The sequence below is a fragment of the Hymenobacter sp. 15J16-1T3B genome, assembly GCF_020711235.1.
In the GTDB taxonomy this organism is placed as follows: domain Bacteria; phylum Bacteroidota; class Bacteroidia; order Cytophagales; family Hymenobacteraceae; genus Solirubrum.
The window spans coordinates 235,670-249,732 of record NZ_JAJFAV010000001.1 but is presented as its reverse complement, the minus strand read 5'-3'; the positions used below and the strand labels follow the sequence as shown (position 1 = coordinate 249,732).

Here is a 14,063-nt window from a genome sequence, read left to right as displayed (position 1 = left end):
CAACTTCCCCGCTCCCCGGTTCCCCGCTTAAAAGCCGGGCACTATCTGGTCCTATATTTACGTTTCGCTCCCCAGAACCTCCTGCCTGTCTTTGCCGATGCGTTTAGTCCGTCTGTCGCCCACGCTGTTGCTGCTGCCGTTTCTGCTGCTCAGTGCCTGCGCCAAAAAAACGGTTTCCTTCAACAGCAAGCCCGAGCCCCCGGCCACGGCCAGCCTCGCCGGTGGCACCGACACCCTCGCCACGGCCCGCGACACCGTCAACGCCCCGTCGCTGAGCACGGCCAAAAAGCTCAGCAAAGAGGAGCAGCGCAAAGCCTTGGAAAAGGAAAAGGCCGCGCAGCGCAAGTCCATGGCCAAGAAGAAGAAGCGCATCTTCATGGGCGAGCGGATCAAAAAAGGCTATACCAAATCGGGGCCGAAGGGGCGCAACCAGGTCATCGAGGTGTTCTACTACCTCAAAACGCCCAAGCAGCCCAACCAGTACGCGCCGACCAAATGGCTGTTTAACCCCGCCAAGAAGCGGCTGGAAAAGACGGCCACCCTGGCTGAAATCGACCTGAGCAAATACAAAATCCTGCACGGGCCCTACAAGAAGATGCAGGGCGGCAAGGTGGTCGAGACGGGGTTTTACTACATCGGCACGCGCCACCTGCGCTGGGAGCGGTTCAACAAGGACAACATCCTCATCAGCAAGGTCCACTACGAACAGGGCTTCCCGCGCGACGCCAACATCACCTACTACGACGGCGGCAACACCATGGTGAAAGAGGTGGTACCCTACATCGACGGCAAGCTGGAGGGCGAGTACATGAGCTTCAAGAACGACGGCCAGCCCGACTGGCACGGGCAGTTCGAAAACGGCAAGAAAATCGGTACCTGGACCAAATACTGGGGCTTCCGCAGCCGCCGCCACTACGAATACGAGTACGGCGAATCCGGCTACGAGCCCGAAACCGAACCGGTATTGGTGAAGGAGTACAACCGCAACGGCGTGCTCATCTACGAAAAGGACAAGCTCGACAAGCGCGAGGCTGACGCCAAGAACCCAGCCCAGCCCCGCCGCAATTGAGCTGCAAATACGCGGAATGCGGAAAGGTGGACCGCGTGAGCTATTTATTGGTCACGCGGTCCACCTTTCCGCATTCCGCTCCTTCACTCAAAACGCATCTTCGAACGCGTCGATACGGAAGCCTTGGGAGTTGGGCGTGAGGCTGAGAATGTCGAAGCGGATATCGTGCTGCCAGTCGCGGTGCAGAATAAACTGCTCGGCGGCCCGGCGGATGCGCTGTTGCTGCGCCGGCGTCACGAATTCTTCGGGAAAGCCGTAGCGCAGGTCGGTGCGCACTTTCACCTCCACAAATACCAGCCGCGGCGGCTGCGCCTGCTCCACAATCAGGTCAATTTCGGCCCGGCCGTGGCGGTAATTTCGCGCGACCACCGCGTAACCACGGTCCTGGTAGTAGGTTGCCGCGGCTTGCTCGCCGGCGGCGCCGAGGGTAGGGGAGGGCATGGTAGCAGACGAATGGCTTGGACCGGAAACTAGTGCTTTTGCGCGAGCAGCAGTAGCCCGGTCGGCGCCGGCGGCGAACCGGTAGCCCGCACCGATGGTTTGGGTTTCGTAAATTTGCACTCTATGGAACCCGACTTCCTTTCTGCCTGCATTCAGCCCGCTGCTCCCGCCGATGGCGCGGCCGTGGCCGAACTTGCTCCTTCGGCCGCTACTAACCGCCGCGTGTTGGTGCAGCGCTTGGGACAGGTGGCCTACGTGCCGACCTGGGACCGGCAAGAAGAACTGCTGGCGGCTACCGTGGCTATCAAGACCCGCAACCGCCAAGGCGAAGCCAGCGGTGCGGCGCCCGAGGCCACGCCTAACCACTTGCTGCTCTGCGAGCATCCGCACGTGTATACCCTGGGCAAAAGCGGCAAGCCCGAGCACCTGTTGCTCGACGAAGCCGCCTTGGCTGCGCACGGGGCCACGTTCCACCGCATCAACCGCGGCGGCGACATCACCTACCACGGCCCGGGCCAGCTCGTCGGCTACCCCATCCTCGACCTCGACAATTTCCGCCCCGACATCCACTTTTACCTGCGCACGCTCGAAGAAGCCGTTATTCGCCTGCTGGCCGACTACGGCCTGATGGCGGGCCGCATTGCGGGCCTGACCGGCGTCTGGCTGGATTTCGAAGAGGGCGCGCCCAACCCGCGCAAAATTTGCGCCATGGGCGTGAAGTGCAGCCGCTGGGTAACCATGCACGGCTTTGCCCTGAACGTCAATACCGACCTAGCATATTTCGGTCACATCGTGCCCTGCGGCATCACCGACAAAGCCGTAACGTCACTAGCGCAGGAGCTGGGCCGGGCCGTGCCGCTGCGCGAAGTGGAGGACCGGCTGCTCCGGCACTTGGCCGAACTCCTGCAGGCCGAATTCGTTGAATAATTCCGGGCTTCGGCCCTCACTGAGCTAGCTCAACCATCGGAGCAGCCCCGCATGAAAGCAGACATTAACTTTGAACCCGTAGAGGGCGTGGCCGTGGCCATTGTCCCTGATGACGCCGCCGCCGTGGAAGTCGGCAAAGCTGGTTGGCTGGTATACCTGCTCAACCACAACCGTTTCCCCATTCAGAACGTCATCGTCAGCTCCAACGGCTACGGCCTCGACGCCGAAGGCCACACCGTACGCACCTCCACCCTGCGCCACCACTTCCCAGAAGTAGCGGCGCAGTCGGCCGTGCCCGTGGAGCCCATCGACCCAGCCCTGTTTCACCTGAACAACCAATACTGGGTCAGCTACTACCGCGACACGCAGATTTTCGACAAGAAATTCATCTTCGTGCCCGATTCCATCGTAGCGGACAACCTGATTCCCATCGGGCTGCTAGGGCGCGAGGGCGTGTTGCACAGCTAACGGGCGTCCGGCTTCGTCCGTAGTTCCGTACCTTTACCCCTCTCACTACCGATCTATGAGTCCTAACGGCGTGACATTGGGGTTGGCCTTCCTCTGGGCATTTCTGGTGGCCCTGTTTGCGGTGCCCTCCGTCATTTACATCGCCCACCTCAAGAACATGCTCGATCTGCCCAACAAGCGGACCGTGCACGCCGTGCTCACGCCCCGCTTGGGTGGGGTGGCCATTTTCGCCGGATTCATGTCGGCCCTGACCATCTTTGCCGATTTGCGCAACGGCATTCAACAGCTGCTGGCCGGCTGCATTGTGCTGTTTTTCGTGGGCTTGAAGGACGATTTGGTTTCCATTTCGCCGGCTAAGAAACTCGTCGGGCAACTACTGGCTACCGGTATCGTCATGTTCATGGCCGATATCCGCATCACCAGCTTTCAGGGCATACTAGGCATCCACGAACTGCCCGACGGCATCAGCTACGCCTTCACGTTCTTGGCCATTGCCGGTATCACCAACGCCATCAACCTCATCGACGGCCTTGATGGGCTGGCCGGCTCCATCGTCATCATCATCGTCAGCACTTTCGGCTACTACTTTTTCCGCTACGGCGGCGCCGAATACGGCAACTACGTGTTCGTGTCGGTGTGCGTCATCGGCGGGATGCTGGGCTTTCTGCGCTACAACTTCCACAAGGCCACCATCTTCATGGGCGACACGGGCTCCTTGCTCTGCGGGTTCATCGTGTCTATCCTGACCATCAAGTTCATCGAAATGGGCGCCGATCCGCAGGCGCCGCACCCGTTTCAATCGGCCAACCCCTCGGTGGCCATCGGTGTGCTATTCGTGCCACTGTTTGATACCATCCGCGTATTCACGGTACGCGTGCTGAACGGTACTTCGCCCTTCACGCCCGATAAAAACCACATCCACCACCGCATCCTTGCCATGGGCTTTCAGCAAATCAGCACCGTGCTGCTGTTGGCGCTGCTGAACTTGGTGGTGATTCTGTTCGTCATCAACTTCGCCGAGCAGGGTAATACTATCCTAATAGTCGCTTTGCTGGCCTTCTCGTTGTTGCTCAGTGTATTCCTCGGTACCTATCGTAGCCGCAGCGCCCGGCAGCGGGTGGCTTCGTAAGACCTGCTGCCTGTTGCTTAGCGCCCTCAGCCTGCTGCTTGGGCTGAGCCGCCCCGCCGCGGCCGCTGAGTACCGCCCCTTGCCGCCGCCCGCGCCCACCGGCCTCGGCAGCGACTGGCTAATCTATACTCCCGCCAGCAACAAGCTCGTGCTGTACCTGCCGGGCTACCACGCTCCGGCCCGGGCCTACTACCAGTGGGTCAATATTCGCCCCGGCCAGCCGTTTCGCATCACATTCACGGCGCGGCAGCAGCTGACTTTATTCCTCGATAATCAACTGGTATTTCGAGCGCCCAGCACGGCCAAATACACGCTGGACTTAGCCGAATTGCTACCCCCCGGCAGCAAAACCACCACCCATCTGCTGTGTGTGTGGCACCCGGAGCAGTCCCCCAACTACGCTTCCTTCGCCAATGCGGCTGCTCCAGAGCCCACAGCCCAGCGTGCCAAGGGGAGTGCACGCTGGTTGCCTCAGCCCCGCCTCACCGGCCACGAAGGCGAAAACATCTTTTTGTGCTTTTTGCTGCTGATTGGGCTGCTTTACGGGGCCATCCGCACTATTTACCGCCCCGGCTTTGCCCGTATCTATGAGCTGTGGAGCAATGCCGCCGGCGAACAGAACTTTCTCTCCCGGCCCACCATCACCTGGCTCAACCTGCTGTTGGTGCTCATTTTCTCCCTGTCGCTAGGGCTGCTCATCGTTGCCATCCACACGAATGTGCAGAGCCTAGTCCTGCTGCGCCGGCTCTTTGCGGTGTCTGAATCCGGGTTGGTGCTGCGGGTATTTACGTACGCTTTGCTCGTCGCAAGTTTTGTCCTGGCCAAGGTGGTGTACCTGTCGCTGATGGGCTATATATTTAATGTGTCCTCCCTGGTCTTGGTTCAGTACCGCGAGTTCGTGCGCAGCCTCTTGTTCATGGGTTTGTTCCTGCCCATCGTAATGCTGCTCTACTTGGTGCTCAATCAGACCTGGCCGGAAGGCGTGCTCTGGGTGTCCAACGGGGTGGTTTCGTTGATGTTAATGGCCACCGTGTTTCGCGTGGCGCGCACGCTGCACCGCCGAACCTCCCTGCTAAATCTGCATTTGTTTTCGTACCTTTGCACCACCGAAATCATTCCCTTGACGGTGTTGCTCAAGTTGTTGGTAATCACCTCCTGATAACGCCGCGTTCAGGGGCTTCGTCCACACCCTGCCCCTTCGTATCGCTTAGTTTTACCCTCTTCTCCTTATGGCCGAAAGCACAGACAAGCCGGGTACCGGTCGGCACGCCAAGCGCATTCGCAGCATCTTGGTGACGCAGCCCAAGCCGGCCAACGACGTGTCGCCGTATTTTGCTATTGCCGAGAAATACGGCATTAAGGTGGATTTCCGCGAATTCATCCAAGTAGAGCCCGTTTCCTACAAGGACTTCCGCAAGGAAAAAGTCAACATCCTCGAGCATACGGCGGTAATTTTCACCAGCCGCAACGCGGTCGACCACTTCTTCCGCATCTGTCAGGAGGCTAAACTGGAAATGCCGGCCGAGATGAAATACTTCTGTATTTCCGAGCAAACGGCTAATTACCTGCAGAAGTACATTGTGTTGCGCAAGCGCAAGCTATTCATTGGCCAGCGCACCGCTGCTGACCTCTTCGATGTTATTAAGAAGCACAAGAGCGAGAAATTCCTCTACCCGTGCTCTGACATCCGCAAAGACGACATTCCGGAGTTCATGCGGGCCAACGGCTTCAAGTTCACCGAAGCTGTTATCTACCGCACCGTCGCCAGCGACCTTTCCGATCTGTCCGACGTGAAGTACGACTGCTTGGCGTTCTTCAGCCCGTCCGGCATTAGCTCGCTGTTTATCAACTTTCCGGATTTTGTGCAAGAAGGCACGCGTATCGCTGCTTTCGGCCCCACCACCGCCAAAGCCGTGCGCGATGCCGGCCTAGAGCTGGATATCGAGGCTCCCCAGCCCAATGCGCCTTCCATGACCGGCGCCATCGAGGCTTACATTCGCCTCCATCATGGTGCGGAAATAGCCAAAGAGCAGGCGCGCAACAACAAACAGAAAGCGTAACGCAGCGTAGCTCAGCGACAAAACAAGCGGTAAGCATGTAATTATGCTTACCGCTTGTTTTTTTAGGGGGATTTGTTGGGGGGTGATTTTTCTATACATTTGAAAAACTTACGCTGACCCACCCATCAACCGTAACCACCCACCTCTCAGTCGCTTCCTATGAAGGGAAATTTACTTGCCACCCTCCTGCTTTCAGCAGTGGCAGGCTCGGCTGTTGCCCAACAGCAACCGCAGTTCAGCCACTATGCCTTCAACGGCATGTACTTGAACCCCGCCTACGCCGGTATCAAAGGGCAGGGGGAAATTACCGCTATCGGGCGTTACCAGTATTTCAATTACAAAGCGACGTTGGACCGTGGCGGTGAGCCCAAGACCTACATGCTTTCCGCTAACCTGCCCGTTCGGGCCATTGGGGGCGGTTTGGGTGTGAGCATCTACCGGGACGAACTTGCGCAGTCGAAAATTACTTCGGCTACGCTGTCGTACTCCAAACACTTCAAAGTGGGTGACGAAGGGCGCTTCGGCGTAGGTATCCAAGGCATTTACAACAACTGGCACCGCGACGGCGACTACCGCTACGTTGACCCCTTCGACCCGAATATTCCCGCCAACAGCTCCGACAACAAGTTTGACGCTGGGGTTGGGGTATGGTACGAGTCGCCGCGCTGGTACGCGGGCTTGAGCCTGAACAACCTGCTTCGTTCGACCTACAGCTTTCAAAGCGTCCCGGCCGAAGGCAACGTTTCTCAGGGTAAGCAGGCCAAAGCCACGGCTGAAAACCACGGCTACCTTTCGGTGGGCTATAATTTCGACCTGACCGATAACATTGTTCTGACGCCTACGGCCATCGGCAAACTGGTGTTGCCCGGCAAGTTCGGGGACGGTAAGAAATTCTCGTTCGACAACAATTCGTTTGAAGTTGGCGCCCGTGCCACTATCAATGACAAATTCTGGGGTGGCGTTGGCTACCGCTACGATGAATCCCTGACGGGCATGCTCGGCGCAGCTGTGATGAAGGACAATGTGCTGCGTATTGGCTACGCTTTTGACTGGATTGCATTTAATCAGGACGCTCGGGCTTTCAGCTCGCACGAGATTATGCTTTCCTACCGCCTGCCCAAGCCCGGGCCGGCTGTACGCCCCGCTATCCGTACCCCCCGCTACAGTTTCTAAGCCGCGGGAACCGGCGATATTAGGCAAGGCTACTAGGCTTTTTCAACCGGAAACAGGTGTGCGTGTACTAACTCGGCACCTCTTTCCGTTTGACGGGTTGCCTAACCAATTCGTAGACAAACGAATGAGGTTTGGCTAAACGCTTGTTTGCGAAAAGCATTGTCGCTAAATTTGCCAAGCGCAAAATTGTAATCTTTGGGTATCGCCGCCTGAACAGTCACTTTCACCCTCACATGAACAAGTTTCTTGGTTTGCCCCTCATCGCCTCTGTGGCCTTGATGTTGGGGGCTTGCAGCTTCGGCAAAGGCCCCCAGGGTGACCTGGTAGGAGCTCAGGACCGACCGGAGTTCAACCCGCAGGAGGTTCCCTTCGGGATGGTTCCTTGCCCCGGTGGTACCTTCCACATGGGCCAGACCGACGAAGACATTGCTGCTTCGATGGTCAACATGAACAAGCAGGTGACCATCGCCGGCTTTTACATGGACGAGACGGAAATCACCAACAATGAGTACCGTCAGTTCATGAACGCAGTAATGCAGGATTCGGTTGACGTTCTGGGGCAGGAATACATCATGACGGAGCTGTACCCCGACACCACGGTGTGGGTACGCGACTTCACCTACCACATGGGTGACCCGCTGATGGAGTACTACTACAGCCACCCCGCTTTCGACGACTATCCCGTCGTTGGTGTCGACTGGTTTGCTGCCAAGTATTTCTGCAACTGGCGCACGAAAAACAAGAATGCTGCTGCTGCCGAAGAAGGCGTAGCTGGCGTACCGGGTTTCCGCTTGCCCTCCGAGGCTGAGTGGGAATACGCTGCCCGCGGCGGCCGCGAACTGGCGACTTTCCCCTGGGGCGGTCCGTATCTGCGCAACACCAAAGGCTGCATGCTGGCTAACTTCAAGCCCGGCCGTGGTGACTACGCTTCCGACGGCTACGCTTACACCTCGCCGGTAGGTTCCTACTTCCCGAACGACTTTGGCCTGTACGACATGTCGGGCAACGTATCCGAATGGTGCGACGATGCCTACATGGAAGCGTCGATGCCGGTGGTATGGGATATGAACCCCACCAACCCGGATGACAACGAGCCCCGCAAAGTAGTGCGTGGTGGTTCGTGGAAAGATATTGCTTACTACCTCGAAACGGGTACCCGCAATTTCGAATACCAAGACTCGGCCCGTTCCTACATCGGTTTCCGCTGCGCGCTGATTCAGATCGGTATGGGTACCAACAACCGCTTGTAACCACCCAAGGGATTGTCCCTCTTTTTTTAGCTAACCTCCAACACCCACACTTTCTTTCACCCCCTTAACTAATGGCACAAAAAGAGAACTTCCTGTTCGACGTGGTGATGCCGAAAATTTACGGCATCGGTGCTGCCGTCGTTATCATCGGCGCACTGTTCAAAATCGAACACTGGCCCGGTGCTGACATTGCAATTATTGCTGGTCTGGGTACGGAAGCCCTTATCTTCTTCCTGAGTGCCTTCCAGCCGCAGCACAAGGAGCCGGATTGGGCACTGGTATACCCCCAACTGTCGGAAGGTTACGATCCTTCGACCGATAGCAACTCGTTTGCTGCCGATAACTCGAGCAAGGGCCTGACCCGCAAGCTCGACGACATGCTGAAGGACGCCAATGTTACTCCCGACGCAATCAAGTCGCTGGGTGAAGGCCTGAACCGCCTGAGCACCACGACTTCGCAGCTGACCACGCTGGGCGACGCTACCAACGCTACCGACGAGTACACTCAGCGTGTACGTTCGGCCGCTCAGTCGCTGGACAATATCAACACCGCTTACAAGCAGACTGCCGAAGCCATGTCGGCTATGTCGAGCGCTACGGCTGATGCCAAAGAATACCACCTGCAAGTGCAGAACGTGACCAAGAACCTGGGCGCTCTGAACGCAGTGTATGAAATGGAACTGCAGGACGCCAACACGCACCTGAAGTCCATGAACAAGTTCTACGGCACGCTGAGCCAGGCTATGGAAAACCTGGTAAGCGCTGGCAAAGACACCGAGCAGTTCAAAGACGAGGTTGCCAAGCTGACCGTCAACCTGAACTCGCTCAACCGCGTGTACGGCAACATGCTGAACGCCATGCGTGCTACCAGCTAATTGCTGGACACGTTAGGAATTGGTTCTCAACATCCACCCAGGTCTCTTTTATAGGAATCCAATACAATGGCGGGAGGTAAAGAAACACCGCGGCAAAAGATGATCGGCATGATGTACTTGGTACTGACTGCCCTTCTCGCGCTGCAAGTAAACTCCGCAATTCTCCTCAAATTCAAGTTCCTCGACGACAGCTTGTCGACCATCAACCAAAAGGTGTCGACGGCTAACGATGGTGCAGTAAAAGGCATCAAAGCGCAAGTCGAGAAGAACCATAACCTGCCCAAGGACGTGGCAGTGTTGAAGAAGGGCGAGGAAGTGCGCGAAAAGACGAAGCAGGTTATTGCATATCTGCAAGATGTGCGCGACAAACTGCTCGTAGCTACCGAAAACGGTAAGGCTGGGAAAGGCAACAATGCCTACAAGAACATGAGCATGGAGGACAAAGTCGCCATCACCATGCTCGGCCCCAGCAAGAACGGTCTGGCTTACAAGATGAAGGACGAGCTGAATGGCTATTCGTCTTACATCAAGAACATCGTACCGGCTGCAACTCCTCTGGCACTGGATGCTAAGGAAGACCCGGGTGTTACAGAACAGTCGCAGAAGAGCAAAAACTTCGCGGAGCTGAACTTCGAGAACACCCCGCTGGTGGCCGCTCTAGCTGTGCTGTCGCAAAAAGAAGCTGAGGTTCTGAAATACGAATCAGATGCTCTGTCGGAGCTGTCGAAGCAGGTAGGTGGTCAGATCATCGTATTCGACAAAATTGGTGCTTTCGCTAGCGCTGAGTCGAACACGGTAGCTGCTGGCACCAAGTACAAGGCTGAGCTGTTCCTGACGGCTTCGGCCACGGGCATGCGTCCCTCGATGACCCTGAACGGTTCGCCGCTGCAGGTGGGCCCGGATGGCAAAGGCAAAATTGAGTTCACGGCTACGCCGGGTGCTTTCAATGCCGAGGGTGTTGCCAAGAAAACTTGGACCGGTACGGTTCGCATCAAAAATAATGGCCGCGATACCACGTTTAAGGTAGAAGTACCTTACATGGTGACCAAGCCCGTGATGCAAATCCAGTCGGCCTCGGTGCAGGCGCTGTACTTCAAGTGCGGCAACAAGCTGACGGTAACTGTGCCGGCGCTGGGTGCTAACTACAAGCCGGGCTTCTCGGCTTCGGGTGCCCAGGTTATCAGCGGTGCGAAGACCGGTGAAGTAACGCTGGTGCCGAATTCGGGTGAAGTAACCCTGAACGTAAGCAGCAACGGCAACGCCATCGGTTCGCAGACCTTCAAGGTTCGTCCGATTCCCAAGCCCGACATCAAGTGCATCGTTGGTGGCCGCGAGGCTAACGAGAAGCAAGGCACGCCGATTACGGCCGTGCGCAACCTGAGCCTGCGCGCTGTGCCGGACCAGGGCTTCGCCAACTTCTTGCCCGAAGATGCTCGTTTCCGCGTGACCCGCTACGAAGTAACGCTGGTGCGTGGCCGTCGTCCGGCCATCCCGACGATGACCTTCGAAGGCCCGGATGCTAACCTGACCAACGTTGTAAACTCGGCTCGCGAAGGTGACCGTCTGTACATCGAAGTGAAGGAAGTGCGTCGCATGAACTTCCGCGGCGAGCAGGAGGAAGTGCGCATGACGAAGCAATTCAACGTGCCGCTGCTGTAATCCGCTCAGCCGGTTGAACCAACTAGCTGCCTTTTATCTTTCTCCTCACATGAACAAGTACACTTCCTTAGCCGCGCTGGCGGTTGGTCTGACGTTGTCGGTATCGGCGTCGGCTCAGGAACAGGCTACCACTGCTAGCAGCAATGGTTCCTACCGGCCGATTCCGAGCTCGGACATTATGTTCCGCAAAACCATCTGGCGCCAGATTGACCTGCGCGAGAAGCAGAACAAGCCGATGTTCTCGGAAGGCAAGGAAATCACCCGCGTGATTCTGGATGCCGTGAAGCGCGGTGAACTGCCGGCTTACCGTAACGACTCGCTGACCTCGTCCTTTACCTCCGACGAGGTAAAAAACAACTCTTCGTACGCTGAGCAGAGCCAAGGCCTGTCGGATGAAGAGAAGGCAGCTGGTCTGAAAGAAGACGACAGCTGGGGTGGCGGTGGCGGAGACGCCTGGGGTGCTCCGGCTAAGTCGGGCTCCAAGGGTGCTGCTGCTACGACCAAGCGCGTGCCTAAGCTAGGTGCCAACGGCAAGCCGTTGAAGGACAAGAAAGGTAAGATCATCTACCAAACCGTAGCTGTGGAGCCGCCGAAGCCGGCTGCGCCCCCGAGCTACGAGTACCGTCCGAAAGACCTGTACCAGCTGGAACTGAAAGAGGATATGATTTTCGACAAGAAACGGTCGAGAATGTATCACGACATCAAGACCATCACGCTGGTGGTGCCGGCAACGGCTCCGGGTAACACTGCTGGTATCGATAAGCCTATCGGCACGTTCAAGTACAGCGACCTGGTGAAAGTGTTCCGCGCCAACCCGGACAAGGCTATCTGGTTCAACCCGCAGAACGATGCCCAGCACAAAAACCTGGCTGACGCGTTCGAACTGTGGCTGTTCAACTCCTACATCGTGAAGGTGTCGAACCCGGGTGACCAGCGTCTCGACGAAATCTACGGTGACCAGCGTCAGGGCATTCTGGCAGCCTCGCAGGCTGCTTCGGACCTGATTGACTACGAGTACAGCCTGTGGAGCTTCTAAGCTTCCAGTACGGACTTACCAACAAAGCAAAAGCCCCCGCCAGATTTGGCGGGGGCTTTTGCTTTTTAGCTCAACGCGCAGTTGTTAGCTAGCGTCGGATGATTGTTCCTGGCTGGCGAAGTAGTCGAGCAGGACTTTGGTTTTGGCTTTGCCGATTTCGGCAATCAATTCCGACTCGGTAAGTTCTTTGATCTTCTTTACCGACTTGAACTTGTTCAAAAGCTTGTCAGCCGTGACGGGGCCGAGGCCTTTCACGTCGGTAAGCTCGGTTTTAAGCGTGGCCGCGTCGCGGCGGGAGCGGTGGAAGGTGATGCCGAAACGGTGGGCTTCGTCGCGCATGCGCTGGATAAGGCGCAACGTCTCGCTCTTCTTGTCGATGTAGAGAGGTAGCGGGTCGTTAGGCACGTAGATTTCCTCGAGGCGCTTGGCAATGCCGATGATGGGAATCTGCCCCCACAGGCCGAGGTCTTTGAGCGCCTTGACGCCCATGCCAAGCTGGCCCTTGCCACCGTCGACAATGATGAGCTGGGGCAGGCTGGCACCCTCGTCGAGCAAGCGGCGGTAGCGACGCGTGACGATTTCGTACATGGAATCGAAGTCGTTGGGGCCGACGACGGTCTTGATGTGGAAGTGGCGGTAGTCCTTCTTACTGGGCTTGGCATTGCGGAAGCACACCATGGCTGCCACGGGGTTGTCGCCCTGGAAGTTGGAGTTGTCGAAGCACTCGATGTGGCGCGGCAGCTCCTTCAGGTGCAGATCCTTCTTGGCCGTTTCGAGGATGCGTACCTCGTTTACGTCCTTGGACTTCTCGTTCATCGACTCCTTCTCCTTGCGCAGGTACAGCACGTTTTTGATGGAGAGGTTGAGCAGTTTGCGCTTGTCGCCGATTTCGGGCACGGCCACTTTCACGCCGGGCAGGGGCAATTCGGGCAGCTCCACGTTAACCAGAATATCCTTCGACTCGCTCTCAAACTCCTGGCGCATCTGCATGACCATGGGCGCGAGGATTTCCGCGTCGGTTTCGTCGAGCTTCTTCTGCACCTCCACCGACTGCGTCTGGATGATGGAGCCGTTCATCACCTTGAGGTAATTGATGAAAGCGGACTTCTCGTTGGATGCAATGCTGAACACGTCGATGTTGGACAGCGACGGATTGACGATGGTGCTCTTGGCCTGGAAGTCATCGAGCTTGTCGAGCTTGGTCTTGAACTGATGGGCCAGCTCGTACTGCTGCTCCGTGGCCGCTTGCATCATGCGGTCCTTGAAGTAGTTCTTCGCCACCGTGAGGTTGCCGGAGAGGATGTTTCGGATCTGCTGGATGTGCTGATTGTAGCTGTCCTCGTCGATCAAATCCTGACAGGGGCCCTTGCAGTTGCCGATGTGGTACTCAAGGCACACTTTGTATTTGCCGGCAGCCACGTTTTCCGGGCTCAGGTTGTACGTACAGGTGCGCAGTGGGTACAGAGCTCGTATCAGCTCCAGAATGACGTTCAGGCCCGTGCCCGTGGCGTAGGGTCCGTAGTAGCGCGAGCCGTCGTTGATTTTGTTGCGCGTGGGCAGCACCCGCGGGAACCGCTCGTTGGTAATGCAGATGAACGGGTAAGTCTTGCCGTCCTTGAGCAGGATGTTATACTTGGGCTGGTGCTGCTTGATGAGGTTGTTTTCAAGCAGGAAGGCATCCGACTCCGAGTCCACGATGGTGAATTCGATGCGGTGGATGTTCTTGACCAGCTGCTGCGTCTTTTTGTTGTGGTCCTGCTTGGTGAAGTAGCTGCTAACGCGCTTGCGGAGGTCCACGGCCTTGCCGACGTAGATAATGGTATCCTCGACGTCGAAGTACTTGTAGATGCCCGGGCGGTGCGGCAACTGACGGATTTGCTCTTGCAGGTGAGCTTGGGCAGCCATGTAGGGAGGGTTAGGCGGAAACGGATGGCTAAACACGCCGTGACTGTAAGCCGGAGGCCTACACGTCGGCG

The 14,063-nt window shown here is 57.2% G+C and carries 13 protein-coding genes; 11 read left to right on the top strand and 2 right to left on the bottom strand.

The window, feature by feature from the left end; genetic code table 11:
• Positions 1 to 97: 97 nt before the first annotated feature.
• Entirely contained in the window at positions 98 to 1,069 is a 972-nt protein-coding gene (locus tag LJ737_RS01025) for a toxin-antitoxin system YwqK family antitoxin (protein ID WP_227762009.1), read from the top strand.
• An 87-nt stretch (positions 1,070 to 1,156) separates the two neighbouring features.
• Here the strand turns inward: LJ737_RS01025 and LJ737_RS01020 are convergent, their stop codons facing one another.
• Entirely contained in the window at positions 1,157 to 1,510 is a 354-nt protein-coding gene (locus tag LJ737_RS01020; RefSeq protein ID WP_227762008.1) for a YraN family protein, read from the bottom strand.
• A gap of 123 nt (positions 1,511 to 1,633) precedes the next feature.
• Between LJ737_RS01020 and lipB the strand changes: the two genes are divergently transcribed.
• The 10 genes from lipB to porN all read left to right on the top strand — a co-directional run bounded on the left by lipB (position 1,634) and on the right by porN (position 12,087).
• On the top strand, positions 1,634 to 2,437 hold the full coding sequence (gene lipB, locus LJ737_RS01015; RefSeq protein ID WP_227761999.1) for a lipoyl(octanoyl) transferase LipB: 804 nt from the start codon (positions 1,634 to 1,636) through the stop codon (positions 2,435 to 2,437).
• Positions 2,438 to 2,488: 51 nt separating this feature from the next.
• Positions 2,489 to 2,905, top strand: a complete 417-nt coding sequence (locus LJ737_RS01010) for a hypothetical protein (RefSeq protein ID WP_227761997.1) — start codon at positions 2,489 to 2,491, stop codon at positions 2,903 to 2,905.
• A 55-nt stretch (positions 2,906 to 2,960) separates the two neighbouring features.
• Positions 2,961 to 4,034 (top strand): MraY family glycosyltransferase, encoded by a 1,074-nt coding sequence (locus LJ737_RS01005; protein WP_227761995.1) that lies wholly within the window; start codon positions 2,961 to 2,963, stop codon positions 4,032 to 4,034.
• A gap of 13 nt (positions 4,035 to 4,047) precedes the next feature.
• The gene (locus tag LJ737_RS01000) at positions 4,048 to 5,193 is read left to right on the top strand and encodes a DUF4271 domain-containing protein (protein ID WP_227761994.1); all 1,146 of its coding nucleotides are present in this window, start codon (positions 4,048 to 4,050) and stop codon (positions 5,191 to 5,193) included.
• Positions 5,194 to 5,263: 70 nt separating this feature from the next.
• Complete coding sequence (locus tag LJ737_RS00995; protein ID WP_227761990.1) at positions 5,264 to 6,094, top strand: uroporphyrinogen-III synthase; 831 nt, start codon at positions 5,264 to 5,266, stop codon at positions 6,092 to 6,094.
• Positions 6,095 to 6,253: 159 nt separating this feature from the next.
• Positions 6,254 to 7,267 carry a PorP/SprF family type IX secretion system membrane protein gene (locus LJ737_RS00990; RefSeq protein ID WP_227761988.1) on the top strand — a complete coding sequence of 338 codons (1,014 nt, stop codon included), beginning with the start codon at positions 6,254 to 6,256 and terminating at the stop codon, positions 7,265 to 7,267.
• 233 nt (positions 7,268 to 7,500) lie between these two features.
• A complete protein-coding gene (porK, locus tag LJ737_RS00985; RefSeq protein ID WP_227761987.1) occupies positions 7,501 to 8,517 on the top strand; it encodes a T9SS ring complex lipoprotein PorK/GldK in 1,017 nt (338 codons plus the stop codon).
• Between the two features lie 71 nt (positions 8,518 to 8,588).
• Positions 8,589 to 9,392, top strand: a complete 804-nt coding sequence (gene porL / locus LJ737_RS00980; protein ID WP_227761979.1) for a type IX secretion system motor protein PorL/GldL — start codon at positions 8,589 to 8,591, stop codon at positions 9,390 to 9,392.
• A gap of 66 nt (positions 9,393 to 9,458) precedes the next feature.
• Entirely contained in the window at positions 9,459 to 11,051 is a 1,593-nt protein-coding gene (gene porM, locus LJ737_RS00975; protein ID WP_227761977.1) for a type IX secretion system motor protein PorM/GldM, read from the top strand.
• A gap of 49 nt (positions 11,052 to 11,100) precedes the next feature.
• A complete protein-coding gene (porN, locus tag LJ737_RS00970; protein WP_227761974.1) occupies positions 11,101 to 12,087 on the top strand; it encodes a type IX secretion system ring subunit PorN/GldN in 987 nt (328 codons plus the stop codon).
• 84 nt (positions 12,088 to 12,171) lie between these two features.
• On the opposite strand, the gene uvrC is transcribed toward porN, so the two are convergent.
• On the bottom strand, positions 12,172 to 13,992 hold the full coding sequence (gene uvrC, locus LJ737_RS00965; RefSeq protein WP_227761972.1) for an excinuclease ABC subunit UvrC: 1,821 nt from the start codon (positions 13,990 to 13,992) through the stop codon (positions 12,172 to 12,174).
• Positions 13,993 to 14,063 lie beyond the last annotated feature (71 nt).